Source organism: Aliidiomarina soli (assembly GCF_003986975.1).
Classification (GTDB): Bacteria; Pseudomonadota; Gammaproteobacteria; order Enterobacterales; family Alteromonadaceae; genus Aliidiomarina; species Aliidiomarina soli.
The window spans coordinates 124,920-142,702 of record NZ_PIPO01000002.1 but is presented as its reverse complement, the minus strand read 5'-3'; the positions used below and the strand labels follow the sequence as shown (position 1 = coordinate 142,702).

The 17,783-nt window shown below is 53.6% G+C and carries 13 protein-coding genes; 3 read left to right on the top strand and 10 right to left on the bottom strand.

Annotated features, from left to right (window positions below; genetic code table 11):
• Window position 1 precedes the first annotated feature (1 nt).
• Window positions 2–3,064, bottom strand: a complete 3,063-nt coding sequence (locus CWE14_RS04380) for an efflux RND transporter permease subunit (protein ID WP_126798278.1) — start codon at window positions 3,062–3,064, stop codon at window positions 2–4.
• Between the two features lie 13 nt (window positions 3,065–3,077).
• Window positions 3,078–4,169 (bottom strand): efflux RND transporter periplasmic adaptor subunit, encoded by a 1,092-nt coding sequence (locus CWE14_RS04375; protein WP_157981777.1) that lies wholly within the window; start codon window positions 4,167–4,169, stop codon window positions 3,078–3,080.
• Window positions 4,170–4,304: 135 nt separating this feature from the next.
• Here CWE14_RS04375 and CWE14_RS04370 point away from each other — a divergent pair, with 135 nt between their 5' ends.
• Window positions 4,305–5,237: an SPFH domain-containing protein gene (locus CWE14_RS04370; RefSeq protein WP_126798276.1), complete on the top strand. Its 933-nt coding sequence runs from the start codon at window positions 4,305–4,307 to the stop codon at window positions 5,235–5,237.
• A gap of 20 nt (window positions 5,238–5,257) precedes the next feature.
• Here the strand turns inward: CWE14_RS04370 and ggt are convergent, their stop codons facing one another.
• From ggt to cysE, 6 genes are read right to left on the bottom strand one after another with little or no spacing between them, the layout of a single operon-like run.
• A complete protein-coding gene (gene ggt, locus CWE14_RS04365; protein WP_126798275.1) occupies window positions 5,258–6,997 on the bottom strand; it encodes a gamma-glutamyltransferase in 1,740 nt (579 codons plus the stop codon).
• Window positions 6,972–8,315 carry an amidohydrolase family protein gene (locus CWE14_RS04360; RefSeq protein WP_126798274.1) on the bottom strand — a complete coding sequence of 448 codons (1,344 nt, stop codon included), beginning with the start codon at window positions 8,313–8,315 and terminating at the stop codon, window positions 6,972–6,974. The genes ggt and CWE14_RS04360 overlap by 26 nt, the downstream gene beginning before the upstream one ends.
• 57 nt (window positions 8,316–8,372) lie before the next feature.
• Window positions 8,373–9,218: an ion transporter gene (locus tag CWE14_RS04355; RefSeq protein WP_126798273.1), complete on the bottom strand. Its 846-nt coding sequence runs from the start codon at window positions 9,216–9,218 to the stop codon at window positions 8,373–8,375.
• 13 nt (window positions 9,219–9,231) lie between these two features.
• Window positions 9,232–11,004 (bottom strand): serine hydrolase domain-containing protein, encoded by a 1,773-nt coding sequence (locus CWE14_RS04350; protein WP_126798272.1) that lies wholly within the window; start codon window positions 11,002–11,004, stop codon window positions 9,232–9,234.
• Window positions 11,005–11,967: a cysteine synthase A gene (cysK, locus tag CWE14_RS04345; RefSeq protein WP_126798634.1), complete on the bottom strand. Its 963-nt coding sequence runs from the start codon at window positions 11,965–11,967 to the stop codon at window positions 11,005–11,007.
• 54 nt (window positions 11,968–12,021) lie between these two features.
• Window positions 12,022–12,831: a serine O-acetyltransferase gene (cysE, locus tag CWE14_RS04340; RefSeq protein WP_126788834.1), complete on the bottom strand. Its 810-nt coding sequence runs from the start codon at window positions 12,829–12,831 to the stop codon at window positions 12,022–12,024.
• Between the two features lie 131 nt (window positions 12,832–12,962).
• Here cysE and CWE14_RS04335 point away from each other — a divergent pair, with 131 nt between their 5' ends.
• Window positions 12,963–14,255 (top strand): metal-dependent hydrolase family protein, encoded by a 1,293-nt coding sequence (locus CWE14_RS04335; RefSeq protein ID WP_126798271.1) that lies wholly within the window; start codon window positions 12,963–12,965, stop codon window positions 14,253–14,255.
• Window positions 14,256–14,282: 27 nt separating this feature from the next.
• On the opposite strand, the gene CWE14_RS04330 is transcribed toward CWE14_RS04335, so the two are convergent.
• Together CWE14_RS04330 and yihI are read right to left on the bottom strand one after the other, a co-directional pair.
• On the bottom strand, window positions 14,283–14,738 hold the full coding sequence (locus tag CWE14_RS04330) for a DUF2489 domain-containing protein (protein WP_126798270.1): 456 nt from the start codon (window positions 14,736–14,738) through the stop codon (window positions 14,283–14,285).
• Window positions 14,739–14,750: 12 nt separating this feature from the next.
• On the bottom strand, window positions 14,751–15,266 hold the full coding sequence (gene yihI / locus CWE14_RS04325; RefSeq protein WP_126798269.1) for a Der GTPase-activating protein YihI: 516 nt from the start codon (window positions 15,264–15,266) through the stop codon (window positions 14,751–14,753).
• A 660-nt stretch (window positions 15,267–15,926) separates the two neighbouring features.
• On the opposite strand from yihI, the gene CWE14_RS04320 reads away from it, so the two are divergent.
• Window positions 15,927–17,690 (top strand): DUF885 domain-containing protein, encoded by a 1,764-nt coding sequence (locus CWE14_RS04320; RefSeq protein ID WP_126798268.1) that lies wholly within the window; start codon window positions 15,927–15,929, stop codon window positions 17,688–17,690.
• The last annotated feature ends 93 nt before the right edge of the window (window positions 17,691–17,783 follow it).

Genomic DNA, 17,783 nt, shown 5'->3' with positions numbered 1-17,783 from the left:
TTTAGTGTCGAATCCGCTCTTTAAAACGCGCGCCCAAAACCAGTAGCACAGGGGTTAACAGTAAGGTAAGGACCGTGGCGAATGCCAAACCACCAGCAATGGCACTGGAGAGCTGAGTCCACCACTGCGTAGACGGCGCGTCGATGCCAAGACTTGGTTCCAGCAGGTTGACGTTGACCCCGAGCACCATCGGCATCAGCCCCAAAATCGTGGTGATCGCGGTCAACAGCACTGGCCGCAGACGCAGCGTGCCAGTTTCAATCGCGGCCTCTACCGCACTTTTGCCCTGTCCACGGAATTCGTTGTAGGTGTCAATCAATACAATATTGTTATTCACCACAATCCCGGCCAGCGCAATAATGCCCATGCCAACCATCACGATGCCGAACGATTGTCCGTTCAGTAGTAACCCACCAAGAATACCGGCTGTTGACAGTAAAATGGCCGACAGCACAATGAAGGTCTGATACAGACTGTTAAACTGCAACACCAGGATCAAGGTCATCAGAAAGATAGCCACCAGGAACGCCATCATCAAAAACTGCGCCGCCTCCTGCTGGTCTTCGCCTTCACCGCCGATAGAGATAAATACGCCATCCGGCAACTCATTGAGAACTTCCTGCTGCAGACTCTGCAGGCGCTCATCCAGTTGATACCCCGCTTCCAGATCCGCTTCTATGGTCACCGCGCGCCGCCCGTCCATCCGTCGCAGTGTTCCTACTTTAGGCGCCGCTTCAAGCTCGACCATATTGGCGATCGGGATCTGCCCGCGTGACGACTGTACCGTGAGCTGTCGTAGCTGATCGATATGACGCCAGCTCTCGGGGAAGCGCAGACGGATGTCTACTTCATCAATTGCATCACTGGGACGGTAACGCGCCAATAAAATACCATTGGTCACTAACTGCACCGCGTTGCCCACTGTCAGCACGTCAGTACCAAGCCGGGCGGCTTCTTCGCGATCCACCTGAATTCGCCATTCGATGCCCGGCAGGCTGCGATCATCGGCCACATCCGTAAAGCCCCCAATGTCATCCATCGCCGCGCGAATACGAGTGACCTGGTCATTGATCATCTCAGGTTCAATCGCACTCACCGTCAGCTGAAAGGGTTTCCCTTCACCCGGGCCCTGTTCCTGTTCCCGAAACTCGAGCACCAGTCCAGGGATATCCGCAGTGCGTCGTTGCATTTCAGCGAGTATTTCCCGCGCAGGCCGGCGTTGGTGCCAGTCGATGAACTGAAACTGCAAAATCCCTATGGTGTCGACACCGGCATTCCAGTCTGGTGCCGCTATCGAGCGTGCATAAAGCGCCCGTACTTCAGTCAGATCCGCAAGGCGCTGTTCGACCTGACGCACCATAGCGTCTTTTTCATAGACCGAGTAGTCACCGCGTGCGCGCACCACCACCTGAGCCGATTCCGGTTCAACCGCAGGAAAGAACTCGACGCCATGATTAAATTTCCCGTACAACACATATATCGCAGCAATAACCAGCAGCACTCCGCCCAGCGCCCACCACGGCCTTGTCACGGCGCGGGTTAAAGACGACTTGTACCAATGGGTAAAGCGCCCTTCAACAGCCTCTTGCCGGGCCTGGGAAACCCCTGAAATGGCGCCCAGCGTAGGTAAAAATATGAGTGCCATTACCAAGGAGGCACTTAACGCAATAATTACCGTCGCCGGGAGATACTTCATGAACTCCCCGACCACCCCAGGCCAGAATAGCAAGGGAACGAATACCGCCAGCGTGGTCGCGGTCGACGCAATGATTGGCCAGGCCATGCGGCTTGCCGCCTTCGCCCAGGCGTCGTAAGGGTCATCCCCCTGCTGCCGGTTCCGGTCGGCCAGTTCACAGACCACCACGGCGCCATCCACTAACATCCCGGCGACCAGAATAAGCGCAAACAGCACAATAATGTTCATCGTATAGCCGATGGTTAAAAGCACCAGAATGGTGGCCAGAAATGCACCGGGGATGGTAAGGCCTACCATCAACGCTGAACGCACGCCCATGGTCGCGATGATAATGATCAGCACCAGAATAACCGCGGTCATCACATTGTTGAGCAGCTCTGATAGCATCTGCTCGACTTCACTCGACTGATCAAGAATATAATCAACCTGCAAGTCTTCCGGCATCACCTCGCCAGCATCCTCGAGCAGCTGTTGTACATTGCGCACCGTATCGATGACATTGGAACCAGTTCGTTTTGAGATCTCCAGCACCACCGCAGGCTGGCCGTTAATACGAGCAAAGCCTTCCGGGTCAAAGAAGGTACGCCGCAGCCGTGCCACGTCGCCAAACGTAACCACATTATCGCCATCGACCTTGACCGGCACTGAAAGCACATCTTCTACGCTTCCAATCACACTGGGCACTTTGATTGAAAAGCTACCGCTTTGCATATCCAGGCGCCCTGCGGCGACCAACTGGTTGTTGTTCGAAACAAGACTGAGTAATTCGCTGTAAACAATGTTGTAACTGGCGAGCACCTGCGGGTCGACGATAATTTCCAGCAGATCCTCGCGGTCACCACCTATGGTCACTTCGAGAACTTCGGTAAGCCCTTCTATTTCTTCTTTCAGCAGCCGCGCAGTGCGGATCAGCTCCTCTTCGGAGATCGGCCCGGATAAGCCGACCGACAGCACCGGAAACAATGCCACATTCACTTCATGTACACTGGGCTCTTCAGCTTCCTGGGGAATGTATGCGCGGGCACGGTCGACCTTCTCGCGAACGTCCTGCAACGCCGCGCGGGAATCAAACCCGGCATCAAACTCGAGTGTTACCGAGGCATGCCCTTCCCCGGCGATGGCGGTCATTTCCCGCAAGCCTTCTATCGATCGAAGCTCTTGCTCCATTGGCCGCACCATCAAACGTTCCGCATCTTCCGGGCTGACCCCCTCATACACCATGGAGACGTATATGATCGGGATAGGAACGTCCGGATTCGCTTCCTTGGGGATAGTCTGATACGCAAATAAACCGCCAGCCAACAGAATAACGAACAGCAGAATGGTTGCTCTACTACGTTGTTGGGCGGCTCGTATTAGTAATTCCAATGCTCCGTCTCCACTACTCGTTATCGACTATCTGTGCGTCGACCTTATCCCCTGGCTCAACGAACCCGGCACCCTGGGTAATAAGTAGCGCTCTGGTCGGTAACCCCTTGACCCACAACGACTCTCGTCCCATGCTCAATATTTCCACAGTACGCTCAGCAACTTGGTGCTGGTCGTCGAGCAAGCGCACTGTAGTCCGCCCGTCGCCATCCAGACGCAACAGCGATGGAGGAATTTGATGCGCGTCGGTCGCATCCAAGGCAATACGCAAGTTAGCACTCGCTCCGGCTGCTGCGGCTTTTGCGTCGTTGGCTACTTTTACTTCGATATGAAAACTTCTAGTTTGCGGGTCCGCAATACGGCTGGTATGAATTACTTCGCCTTCGAGCCGGGTGCCATCAAGCAGCTCGACCTGAACCTGCTGACCGCGGTGGACTTCATTAATGCGTTGTTGAGGGATGCTGGCGCTGACTCTTAGCTGACTAACATCAGCAAAAATTAACAGCTCCTGGCCAATATCCACGTATTCACCAGGGTCAATTAAACGGCGGTCAAAGATTCCGTTAAAGGGCGCTTTCGGCTCAGTGTATTCTAACTGCAGCTGCGCCATCTTCAATTCCGCCTCGACTCGCGCCAGCTCTGCACTTAAACGCAAGCGTTCGGTCTGTGCAATCAGGTTATCCTGCTGCAACCGTTGAGCAGCAGCCAATTCAGCAGCGGCAACCTCCTGATCAGCGAGCAATTGCTCAAGCCGGGCCGTTTTGTCCTCGGCTTCGATTCGCAATAGCACCTCACCCGCTTCAACTTCACTGCCTTCTGCCTGCTGCAAACTGAGTACTTCGCCAGCGACGCGAGCCCGCAGCGAAACCTGTTGCCAGGGTTCGAGCTGTCCCTGAACCGGTAACTGAGGCTGGTAGCTCGTTGCCGTGAACCACTGTGCCTGGACCCGGGTTACTTCCTCACTGGCTTGTTCTTCATTAGGTTGCGGAGCCTCGTCACGGGCACTGCGCAAAGTTCCTGATATCAACCAGACAATCAGCACGATAACCAGCGCTAGCGCTATCAACTGCTTTTTATCTGCTTTAATTCGTTTAAACCTGCTCAACGCTGACTCCTTATCAATCGTTAATCAATCGCCCGTTGGATTGCATTAAACCTATCGTAACCGACATAGAATGCTAATCTAAATCGTAACAAGCTATGTACAATATTATTTGGTCCGCAAACAGCTGGAGGCTTTATGCAAAATTTACCTTTTGAGTACGCAATTATTGCACTTGCGATACTTGTTATTCTTGCGATGTCGGTTCGGTTAATTCCGCATCGGCACGTGGCCCTGGTGGAGCGCTTTGGTAAATACACCCGCACCCTTGAACCCGGCCTTAACTTCATTATTCCATTCGTGGAGAAAATCTCGCACAAGCAGTCGTTACGTGTGCAACAACTGAACGTCAGCATTGAAACCAAAACGTCTGACAATGTCTTTGTGATTGCCCGGGTCAGTGTGCAGTATTTTGTTGAGTCCGCCGAAGCGGCTTACAATGCTTTTTATCAGCTAGACGACCCGGAAGAGCAGATCACCTCGTATGTTTACGACGTTGTCCGCGCTCAAATTCCGCGCCAGACACTGGACAATGTCTTTGATAACAAAGACGAGATCTCGAATGTTGTGATGGACCAGTTGCAACAGGCGATGGAAGAATTCGGTTTCCGCATTCGCAATACTCTGGTCACTGATATCGACCCGAATGAAGACGTTAAACGCTCCATGAACCGTATCAATGCGGCGCAACGCGAGCGCCGCGCGGCAGAGCACGAAGCCGAAGCTGAGCGGATCAAAATCGTCAAGAAAGCGGAAGCGGACCGGGAGTCGAAGATCCTTGCGGGTGAAGGTATTGCCGGTCAACGCAAGGCCATCGCCGAAGGACTGCGCGAGTCGATTGACATGGTCGTCGACGAAAAGAATGGCATTGGTGCAGAACACGTCGTCTATTTGCTGACCTTTACCAACTACGTCGACGCCCTGGAGTCAATCGGCAAAGAAGGTACCGTTATTATGGTTCCCCAGCCAACCGGGCAACTCGACCAGATGGACGAAATCCGCAACGCCATCATCAGCGGTTCGACGGTTAGTAACGCGGCGAAAAAGAAGGTTAAAGAGCAGCCCGAATAGCGCTCTGCGGCTGTTTATGGCTAATCGCCGTAAACAGCCCCTTCCATCCGCTTATCCGCCGCTCCGCGCCAACCGTTGTCTACCCGTTCGATACCATGCACGCCGCTGTCGAGTATTTCCAGGTCGACCTTATGGCCGAGCGCTTCAAGTGCCTCGATCCTGTCTTGCAGATTCGTGCCTTGTTCTACTTCAAGCCGTTCGCCGCGGTGCAGCAGATTGGGCAGGTCAATCGAACGCTGCAGGCTTAATTGCCAGTCAATAATACCTATCACGGTTTTGGTGACATACCCGATAATCCGGCTGCCACCACGTGAACCTAGGATGTACGTCAGTTCACCTTCCGCGTTAAAAATAAAAGTCGGAGCCATTGAGCTGCGGGGGCGTTTACCCGGTTCAACCCTGTTTGGTGACAGGCGGTCACTTAAGGTCGGTTCAAAGGCAAAGTCAGTCAGCTGATTATTCAGCATCAAGCCAGCGGCTACCATGCGACTGCCAAAAGGCGCCTCGATAGACCCGGTTAACGCCACTGCATTGCCTTTGCTGTCGACCACACTTAAGTGTGAGGTGCCATATTCATCGTCTTCGCGCACCGGTTCAGCATCATCAATCTCCAACCGGCCATAAGGTTCACCGGGGTTGGCTTGCCGAGCTGCGCGACCGGAGCGGATCAGGCGCGAACGCTGCGCCAGATAGTCAGGGTTAACCAATGCACCGCCGTCCACCGTCGCAAATGCCGGATCACCGATATAGTACTGACGGTCAGCAAATGCCAGCCGACTTGCTTCCGCATATAAATGAATAAACTCAGGGCTGTCCGGTTGCATCGAACCCACATCGTGAGGCTCCAGCATACCCAGAATCTGCAGCATGGTAATACTACCGGACGATGGTGGCGCAGCACTGCAGATGCGCCAGCCCCGATACTCACCACATAACGGGTCGCGTAAAACCGCTTCGTAGGAGGCAAAGTCCTTCGCAGTCAGCTCTCCTCGCATCGGCCAGCGCTGAGCGGCGCGGGCGCGGTACGCGTCGCCAATACTACCAAGGTAAAATGCATCTGGCCCCTCTGCGGCAAGGCGACTTAAGGTGGCGGCAAGTTCCGGGTTACGCAATCGGGGTTCGTCGCTGCCCGGCGAGGTTTCAAACATGTCTTTAACGTCACCAAACCAACCCAGGGTTCTGTCCGCCGCCATCTGCCGCTGCAGTCGCGGCGGCATCGGAATACCGGCATCAGCCAGCTCAATAGTGGCGGTAAAAAGCTCGTTCCACTCTAGCTGGCCATGATCCTGATGCGCCTTGTATAGCATCGCCAGCATACCCGGCACACCGACCGAGCGGCCCCGGGTAACCGCCAGATAATGATGCAGCGGCCAGCCCCACCATTGAAACCAGTCTTCTTCGGCAGCAGCCGGAGCGGTCTCACGGCCGTCATACATAAACTGCTCGCCGCTTTCGGCATCAAAATAGAGCATAAAACCACCACCGCCGAGGCCGGTTTCATGGGGTTCAACAAAGGTCAGTGCGATCTGGCTGGCGACCGCAGCATCCATTGCGTTGCCACCGGCACGCAGAATCTCGCGACCAATCTCACTGGCATGTTTGTTTGCGGTTACCACCGCATGAGTGCGGTGGATGTGAGCGTTCCGCTCGCTGTGGTCTTCAAGACTGACATCTGACTGAGAGCAGGCGGTCAATGCCAGGGTCAGGCTCGTAACCAGCGAATACAGAACGGATTCAGTCGCCTTGATAAGCGGCCTCAATCTCTGCTAACCCCTGATCAAGCTCGTCCCGATTTAACCAACGGCCTCGCACAAGGACGCCTTCAGGGTGACTGAGTGTAGACAGGTCCACTAGTGGATTATCGGCTAGCAGGAGCAAATCGGCCCGGTGGCCAGGCCGGATTTGACCAAAGGTGTCCTTGTCCTGAAAATACTGTCCGACCGCGACTGTGCCGGTACGTAGCACCTCATAGGGTGTCAGCCCTGCCGCTTCCATCATCGCCAACTCATGCTTAAGACCGAGCCCCGGGACGCTGTAAACCTGTGGCGCATCTGTCCCCATCAGGATTTCGACCCCTTCCTGATGCAGGATTTGCAATAACCGTTGTCGGTTTTGCTGATGAACTGCGGCATTATCTCCGCTGTAATACCGCGATTCAGCGGCATTATCCAGATAACGTTGCCACCCATTTACAACTGACTGAGGCATGTAACGAATCTCATCATACTGGCTCAATTGTTCAGTATCGGCGGCGCCAATCAGGGTCGCCCATAATGCCTGCGTCGGCACCACCCCTACACCGCTCTGCTTAGTAAGTTCGGCTAGCGAGCGTAGTTCTTCGTCGCTCGCTACCCGGTCAAGTGCATCAATAAATTCAAGATAACCATCCAAATGATCGATAGTGCGGATGCCCAACTCCATGGCACGGTCCAACGGTACTGACTGCGGAATATGGCCAGCAAACGCCATACCCAGCCGTTCTGCTTCTTCAGCAAGCGCGGTAAACTCTTCCAGTTCCAGGCCGGGATGCACTTTCAGTAGATCCCACCCTGCCTCGCTATGCTGCTGCACCATTTGCCGCGCATGTTCAGGCGACTGCACCGAGTTTCCGTTGAAACTTGGCCCCGCCAGGTATAAGGTCGGGCCAAGACGGACGCCGCTTGCAACCTCGTCTTTTAGTTGCAACTGATCATCATGTCCAAGCATGCCGCGCACTGTGGTGACCCCACCAGCGAGGTACAGGAATAGCGTATCGTCAAGATAACGCTGAGGAAATTGCTCGCTCTGCCGAGGCGGCACATGACCATGCATTTCACTTAGACCCGGCAGCAGGTAACGCCCCTCTCCATCGATAAGAGTTGCATCGTGCGGCGGCTGAAATTCGTCCATTGGCAGCACAGAGGTAATTCTGTCGTCGCTAATAACAACCGCATGATCCCTTAACACCTGTTCCTCATCCATAGGTACAACATGGACGTTAGTAAACACGATATTCTGAGCCTCGGCGTGTGCCGCCACTACCAACAGGCACGCCCCGCCGAAATATTTAAATACTGTTCTAAGGGTCTGTTTCAACATTATTATTTACCTTAAATAGCGGTCCACTGAACTGGCTTCAGTATAGCGCAAACGGCGCTATTTGCTGTCATAAGGCGTCTGCTGCTTGGTCAGCATCCGCTCCATACGTTGCAACTGGGTTTGCATATCATCGACGCCCTGACGTAACGCTTTGATGTCCGCCGCTTCGCCTTCACCCTGCTCGATATCATGCGCAGCACTTTCCTTTTGCATCGTTTCCAGCACGATACCGATCATCATATTGAGGAAAATAAAAGCACTGAGAAAAATAAAGGAGACATAGTAAATCCAGGACCATGGGTGAACCTCCATGGTTTCGTACATGATCGCGGTCCAGCTTTCAAAGGTGGCAATACGAAATAAGGTAAGCACCGAGATTGCAATATTTTCCCAGTAGAACGGGTTGATATCATGAAACAGAAAACTACCGACGGCCCCGTAAATGTAGAAAATAATAAACATAAACAGTGCCACATACCCCATTCTTGGCAGGGCTTTTAGCAAGGCGTTCATCAGCATCCGCAGTTCCGGTACCATCGACACCAGCCGCATCACCCGGAAAACACGAAGCAGGCGGGCAATGAGCACGGTTTCGCTGTTCTCAACCGGGATCAAACTGGCAACCACGATCACGAAATCAAAAATATTCCAGCCCGAACGGAAGAAGTTGCGAAAGCGCGGTTCGCTGAGCATGCGAATAATGATTTCGACCAGGAAGAACAGCGTCACCGCCCAATCAAGAATATTCAGAATTGGCGTATAGCGACTGGTCTCCTCATAGGTCTTCGCTCCGACCATCAATGCGGAGATAACGATAATCGCAATCACCACGGTTTCAAACATCTTGTTTGAGCGCAGGGTCAGAAAACTCTGCTGCCAGCTTTGTAAGTCCTGCCTTTGCATCTTTGCCTACCTGCTACCAGGCCCAGGTTCGAAGTGCGAACCATCCTGAGGTTATAAACCAGACAGCAAACGCGACCGCGATAACTGCACCAAGAAGATTTCTCCATTTCGCCCGGAGGTCCGGTTCACGGTGCCAGTAAAACAGGCTACTTAGCAGACCCGCCAGGGCGAACAATGGAAATAAGAACGTGAATATAAACAGCAACACACTACGCCAGTTGTCGGTGCTTGCCTGCTCCAGGCTCAGACTGCCAGCAACAAATGCAGCCAACAGCAGACACCACGCCGCCGCCGTAGTGAAGTGCCGGGAGGTCGGATAGCGTAGGCTATTGCGACGGGCAAATGGGTGGCTTAACAGGACCAGCAAACCCAGTATGACCAACAACGGCGGCGCTAACGCATTGACCACCGGGGTTCGCTGCCGCACCTCAGTATGGATTTGGATCCGCTGAGTGCCATATTCGTCACTGAAAAGCACCCCAACTTCACTGCCATCTCCACGGTGCGCCAGGCGACTACCATCAACAGAGCGCAGCGGCACCGTAGCCGAGATCCAGGGCTTCAACGTAAGGTTGGCGCCATCCCGACTGACATAGGCAAGGTCAAAAATAGAGTGCAAAGGCGCCAGAATGGCATGTTCCGGGTTCTCTAACCGGTACCAGCCCTGCCAGCGCTGCTCCACACTGACCCCGCCCGGTACATTAACCACGCCCTGTTGCTCAACCAGCAAATGCTGCCACACTAGTTCGTCTAAGGCAGGCAGAAAGCTCTGATGATCGGTCGCAATCACATAGCCCAGATCAAGCTCCGGGTTATAACGAAACTGCGTGCTGTACCCGGCAAGACTGCTTTGACGTCCGCGCCAGAGACCAAATCTGGCTCGTGTGTCGAGGCCAGCTGCGTAGCCGTATTCAAGCCCGGCGTCTGCAGCAGCCGTACTGCGTGGGCTTTCCATGGCGATGATACTGTCAGCGCGCAACACCGCAGACGCACTGCTTGCGCCGCGGCTTAAGAAAAAGCGTCCGAGTGTGACCAGATCGTCACTGCGCAGCCAGAGCCCGTCCGCTTCAGTGAAATAGCGAGCTACAAAAGGCACTTCCTCTGCTGGTAAACCATGTGACCCTGGGCGAACGTCGCCTGAGCCGGAACCTGGCTGAGCACTTTCAATCCCAAGCGGTTGCAACACCTCAGTCTCGATGACCTCCCACCACGACAGATTGTAGTGGCGTTCCAGCATAGCAGCCAACACTGCATAATTAAGGGTGCTGGGGCTACTGGCGGAACCTGGCGACCAGCGTACTTTTAACCCAGCTTGCTCCCGCGCCAGCCGCTGCATCAATGACGGTTGGTCAGTACCGCTTTGCAGATGACTTTTAAAGCGGCGCTGATCGAACCCGCTGGAATGCTCCAACAAGTGAATAATCAAAACCGGTGCCTGTTCCTGATACGGGTTTTCGACCGTCAGTTCAGGCAAACGCTGGTCGATCCGGTCAAATAGGCTCCATTGCCCCTGCTCGACTAAGCGCATCACCGCCAACGCGGTCAGTGTTTCAGTCACCTGGCCAACCAAATACAGGCGGTTCTCGTCACTTTGCCCAACAGAGTGGCGCCAGCGAGCCCCCTGACCATCAAAGATAATCACCTCGGCCTGGCCAATACTAAGCCGCTCTGCCCGTTCCTGCAGCGCAGCAGCTAACGCCGCATTCGTTGTTTCATCAGTATCAGCCACCGCACTAACACTCACTAGCGTCAGTAGAACGGTCAGCCATAGGCTGAAGCGTCTCATCTAGGGTTCGAGCTCCTGGCTGGTAAATACATCTTTGAACAGTGGCGTGCTTAAATAACGCTCTGCCGAGCTTGGTAATATGACCACAATGCTTTTTCCATCATTGTCTGCCTGCTCAGCCAGACGTACAGCGGCAACCACCGCAGCGCCGGATGAAATGCCCGCAAGAATACCTTCTTCGCGCATCAACCGGTGCGCCATTGCCATCGCCTCGTCGTTACTGACTCGCTCAACACCATCAATTAACGCCAGATCTAAGTTCGCCGGTATAAAGCCAGCCCCAATGCCCTGTATTTTGTGGGGTGCAGGCGTGAGTTCTTCACCCTTCAGCGCCTGTCCAATAATCGGCGAATCTTCCGGCTCGACCGCAATCGCCTGCATGGCGCAGCCTTTGTCTTTAAAGTAACGAGCGACGCCGCTAATGGTGCCACCGGTCCCAACACCAGCCACAAAAATGTCCGGTGCACCGCCTAGTGCTTCTTCAATTTCGGGCGCGGTGGTCTGAAAGTGGATTGCAGGGTTCGCCGGGTTCTCAAATTGCTTCAGTTGGACGTAGGTCTCTGGCTCTTCCTGTTCCAGTCGCTCCGCTTCGGCGACCGCCCCTTTCATGCCCAATTCGGGTGGGGTCAGAATCAGGGTGGCACCCAGTGCTTTCAACAGTTTACGCCGTTCAAGGCTCATTGACGCAGGCATCGTTAACACCAACGGGTAGCCGCGCGCAGCGGCTACAAATGCCAGCGCAATCCCTGTGTTACCAGAGGTCGCTTCGATGATTTTTTTGCCCGCGGTTAACAGGCCCGCTTCTTCCGCCGCCCAAATCATACTCGCACCGATGCGGCACTTGACGCTATTAGACGGGTTACGACTTTCCATTTTCACCAGCACCTTGGAGCTGGTTATGCGGTTCAGGCGCACCAACGGTGTGCGTCCAATGCTGCTGGCGTTGTCGTCAAATACTTGCATGCTGGATTCAGCCATGGTCCTTCCTTAAGTTAACTACGACCGGGCACTTGCCGGTTAAATACTGGGGTCAAAGCGGTCTAATGCGTCTTTCCGACTTTCCGCGGCGCGCTTCTCTGCTTCCCTGAAATCTTCATCATCCATTTCAATGCGTGGTAAGTCCCCACACACGTCGCCACCGAGTTTATTTACCGAGCTACACAGCTCACTGACCCGCTCGTCCAGCAAGTTGACATGGTCGAGCATATTGCCGATCGCCATCGCCACCGGATCGGGGTTATCTTCTGACACAGCGTAGGCATCAAACCCATATTTTTTTGCCATCGCGGCACGTTTGCCATCGGTGGGAATATCCTTTGGTGCCACAACCCGTCCGGGAATACCGACCATGGTTGCACCTGCCGGAACATCTTTCACCACCACCGCATTCGAGCCGATACGTGCATTGTCGCCGACATAGAGTGGCCCCAGCACTTTGGCACCTGCACCAATAACCACGCCATTACCCAGGGTTGGATGGCGTTTTCCCGCGGTCCAGCTGGTGCCACCTAAGGTAACACCATGGTAAAGGGTACAATCATCGCCAATTTCAGCGGTTTCCCCAATAACCACGCCCATTCCGTGGTCAATAAAGAAACGGCGACCGATTCTTGCCCCTGGGTGTATTTCTACCCCGGTAAACCAGCGCGCCAGTGTCGATAGAAAACGCGCGAGCCAACGCAGCTTAAGCAGCCACAAACGATGACTGAGCCGGTGCCACCAGATTGCATGAAGCCCGGGGTAATTGGTCAGCACTTCGAAGAAATGGCGCGCTGCAGGGTCTCGTGCATAAACGCTGGCAATGTCTTCTCGTAAGCCTTTAAACATGTCGCTGGTCCTAATTCAGGTGTGGGGCTTTGCCGCAGTATAACGTGAGCACGTCGATTCGGTGAAGCGTACATCTATGAACTCTGTTATGTTGGGGTGCAAATTAAAAAAACAATAGTGAGGAGTGCCCAATGAAAGCAATCTTAGCCACGCTCGGCGTTACTGCCAGTCTTGCTTTTTCCAGCCAGCTGCAGGCTGCGACCTATATTCATGCAGGAACCCTGATCGATGGAACTGATAACGACCCTCGCAGTGAGGTGACCATTGTTGTCGAGGATGGTCGTTTTGCTCGTGTAGAGTCTGGTTTTCAACAACCATCCGACGATGACACTCTGATTGATTTACGCCAGTCCACCGTCATGCCCGGCTTCATTGACAGCCACACCCACCTGTCCAGTCAGCTGAGCCAGGGGTCGTATATGAACCGGTTCACCGACAACCCGGCGACCACAGCGGTGCGCGCGGCACATTATGCCCGACTGACCCTTCACGCCGGCTTTACCACGGTGCGCGAACTTGGTGACAGTGATCACGTTTCCGTTGCCCTGCGCAACGGCATCAGCCAGGGGCTTATCGAAGGCCCACGCATTTTCGCAGCTGGCAAGTCGCTCGCCACCACCGGCGGTCATGCGGACCCAACGAATAATACACGTGACAGCTTAATTGGCGATGCCCCTACGCCCGCTGATGGCGTGGTCAACGGCCCTATCGAAGCACGCCAGGCAGTGCGTAAACGTTACCAGGACGGTGCTGATCTGATCAAACTGACCGCCACCGGTGGCGTTCTCAGCATGGCCTCAAGTGGTGACAACCCTCAGTTCATGATGGATGAACTGGAATCTATTGTCACCACCGCCCAGGATTACGGCATGACGGTTGCTGTTCACGCTCACGGACGCGAGGGGATGCTGCGCGCCGTTCGCGCCGGGGTAGATTCAATCGAACACGGCACCTACATGGATGAAGAGGTAATGGCAGCCATGCGCGAGCACGGCACTTACTACGTGCCCACTATTACCGCAGGTAAGTCAGTTGCAGAACGAGCTGAGATAGATGGCTTTTTTCCAGAGATGGTGCGCCCTAAAGCACGCGCGATAGGCCCGTTAATTCAGCAAACATTCGCCGATGCCTATAACGCCGGCGTTAACATTGCGTTCGGTACTGACGCTGGGGTGTTTGACCACGGCGAAAATTACCGTGAATTCGGCTATATGGTTGAAGCTGGCATGCCTGCCATGGAAGCCATTCGCAGCGCGACCTATCATGCGGCAACGCTGCTTAAGCAAGACGATGATCTGGGTACTGTTGAAGCCGGAAAACTGGCCGATCTGGTCGCTGTCGAAGGCGACCCTCTGGCCGATATCAGCATTCTAAGTGAGATTCACTTTGTGATGCGTGACGGGCAGGTCTTCAAGCAGAACTAAAACCCATTTACCGTTAACCATTAAACACTAACCAGCGCGCTGTCGGCGAACCCATACCAGCAGCGCGCTGATATCTTTCTGAATCGGCTCTGCCAACTCCACTTCATACCCTTCGCGCTCTCGGTCCATTTCACGAATATCCTTTTTCGGATGCTGCTTGCGCGCTTCGTGGGTCGGCATGTGTTTGATCCGGTGATACATATCATGGATTGCAGGGTAGTCCTGCTCATAGGTTTTATCGCCCGGCAAGGCGAGATGGTCAAGTAACACCGTGAGCCGCAATGACCCTTCGGATAGCGGGCATTGTTCCTGCTGCATGGCTAATGCAATCGTTTCGATGCTCTCAAAAAGATTACTATTGCGCTTGCCGATGGCCGTATCCCGGATCTGCCGTTGACGCCGCAATTGTGCTAACAGCGAACCTGCGTAGTACGCCAATGCCGCAATAATAATACTACCTACAATCAATGCTAACCAAACCATTGCTTTCTCCTGTTATACCCAGTCTTTCGGGTTTTCAAAACGTTGCCACGGCTCTAAATCGTCGTCACTGTCATCATCGTCGTCCTCGAGGTCGATCCCCAGTTTTTCCGCAAGAGCCCGGTAGCGGGTTAACTGGCGATCCACCCATTGTTGGTCCTCAGCAGTTAACGCTTTGCCATCATCCAGCTTGGCTAACAGTGTCTGTAACCGTTCGTTCTCTTCCAGCGCGGCAAACTCCTGCTCAGGCGACAGCGGTTCAGCGGCTGCTTTTTTCGCGGTGACTGGCGCTGGTGACGCTGCATTCAATGGGATCTTACGTTTACTTCCTACTCTCGGATCGTTCTGGCGCGACGCTGCAGTGGCAGCAGGTGATTTTGCGGCGCCTTCGGCGTGCCGGTTGCCGGCGGGCTTACCTTTGCTGCGCTGCGGCTTTTTGCTGTTGTCGGTGGCACCATGTTCACGTAAATTTTTGGGCTGAGACTTCACGCCCAGCGGACCTTGTTTTCGTGTTTTTTTGCGGCGGGTCATTATCCGTACCTCACTATAACTATCTTGCTATATGGTAACGCATAAGGGCATTCAGAGCAGTGAATTTGCGCAGAGAAAATAAAAAAGGCGATGAAATTGCTTTCATCGCCTTACTTGAACCCAATGCACCCTAAGGTGTTTCGAGAACTGTTGTCGCTACTTTCGTAGTTATTATTGTTATTACGTCTTGTAAGCTTTTAGCCATTATTATTGTCGATGCGCTACAGTAACTGCTGTGCATCCCTTTGTTGGCACGTCGACCACATCCCATGGTTAACTTATATGTCGCCTCCTGGCGTTATTATTCTTCCTTGTTTAATCTGCGCGCTTTTTACTGCACTTTTTATAATTCTTATAATTCTTATTTTTATAGCTTTTATTATTTTTGTTATTGGTGCTGGTGCTTGAAAAAGATAAGCCAACAAATGATTAACCTTTCATCTGGCCAGCACGCTTTATGGAGTCCTAGGTTACGGTTTTTGAGCAGAGTATCAACAACTTTATTGCTATAAAAAACGCGTTTCTTATTACCGTTCGTTAAATTTGTGTAAAGACCGAAGGTATAAAACTACTCTCAGGGTCGCAACCTGACGCTAATTAAGCGTACAATCAATGTTTTGATAGTATGACGTTGCGATTAACCCGTTTAAAGGAGTCACCATGCGCCTCTCTCTCGTCGCCGCTTCGGTATTGATGCTTAGCGCCTGCGCCGGTACCACGCCGTCGCCTTCAACTCAATCTAATCAGGCTCAATCTCAGACTCAAAGTCACCCTGACCGAGCATTTACCAGTCTCGCTCAGCAGGCCTGGGACTATCAGAAAGAGCAGCGCCACCCTCAGGACGGGTTACTGGACATTTCGCCTCAGGCACTCGCTGAGCGGCATGCTCAGCGCCTTGAGTTTTTTCAGCAACTTGAAGCCATTGATGCGCGCACACTCAGTATTCAAAACCGTATTAACCGCGACATGATCATGTACAGTCTGGCCAATGACATTGATCAATATGAATTCAATGCGCACCTGATGCCGCTAACCAACGAATTTGGTTTCCACAGTGCCATTGCCAGTTTAGCTGGGCAAGCACAGCTCGTCAGCGAACAGGACTACGCAAATCATTTGCAACAACTGCGTGCCATTCCGGCCTACTTCGAGCAGCAGATGGACTATATGCGTCAAGGCATCGAGCAGGGTATTACCCAACCTGCGATTGTGCTTTCAGGGTTCACTGATGGTATTCAGTCCTACGTCACCGGAGACCCCAGAGAAAGCGTTTTTTATCGGCCTTTCGCACAGCGCTCGTCACACCTAAGTGAGCAGCAGTACGGTGAATTCGAAATGGAAGCGCAGACCCTCATTGCCACCGAGGTGAATACCGCGTATCAGGACTTCTATGATTTCATGCAAAATGAGTATCTGCCCAATGCGCGGCGCTCTATAGCAGCGACAGCATTGCCACATGGTGAGCGCTTTTATGCCAACCGGGCGCAGCACTACACCACCACCGACTTAACGCCGGCAGAAATTCACCAGATCGGGCTTGATGAAGTGGCCCGTATTCGCGCTGAAATGCGTGAGGTTATCGAAGAAGTCGGTTTCGACGGCAGTTTTGCTGAATTTATTCAGTTCCTGCGCAGCGACGACCAGTTCTATGCCAGCAGTGACGGGGAATTACTGCGCGAAGCCGCCTACATTGCCAAACGGGCCGATGCTGCGTTACCCGCCTTGTTCAGACATTTGCCGCGCACGCCGTATGGGGTCGAGCCGGTTCCAGCGGAAATAGCCCCCAATTACACCACCGGCCGCTATGTCCGAGCCAATCGCGATGACCAGCCGGGCTTCTACTGGGTTAATACCTACGCGCTGGACCGTCGGCCGCTGTATGAACTGGAAGCCCTGACCTTGCATGAGGCCGTTCCAGGCCATCACCTGCAAATTGCACTGGCTCAGGAAATGGACCAGTTACCTGAGTACCGCCGTGAAATCTACATCTCCGCATTCGGCGAAGGCTGGGGACTGTACGCTGAGTATCTGGGGCTCGAAATGGGCTTCTACACAGACCCCTATAGCAACTTTGGACGCTTAACCTACGAAATGTGGCGCGCTGCTCGTCTGGTTGTCGACACTGGCATGCACACCATGGGCTGGAGCCGTGACCGTGCGGTTGAGTACATGGCCAGCAACACCGCCTTGTCGATGCATAACGTCAACACCGAGATTGACCGCTACATCAGCTGGCCAGGCCAGGCGTTGTCATACAAACTAGGTGCTCTGAAGATCAAAGAACTGCGAGCTTTGGCTGAAGAGCAGCTGGGTAATGACTTTGATGTTCGTGAGTTCCACTACCAGATCCTCAAAAATGGCAGTGTGCCGTTACAAACACTGGAAGCCAATATCCAGCGCTACCTGCAGGAAGCCGCGCAGTAAGCCACTGTCCAGGTTAAAAGCCAGATACAAAAAAGCCCCTCGCCATGAGGGGCTTTCGTTAGGTAGCAGGCGCTAACTCTTGGAGCTTAGCAC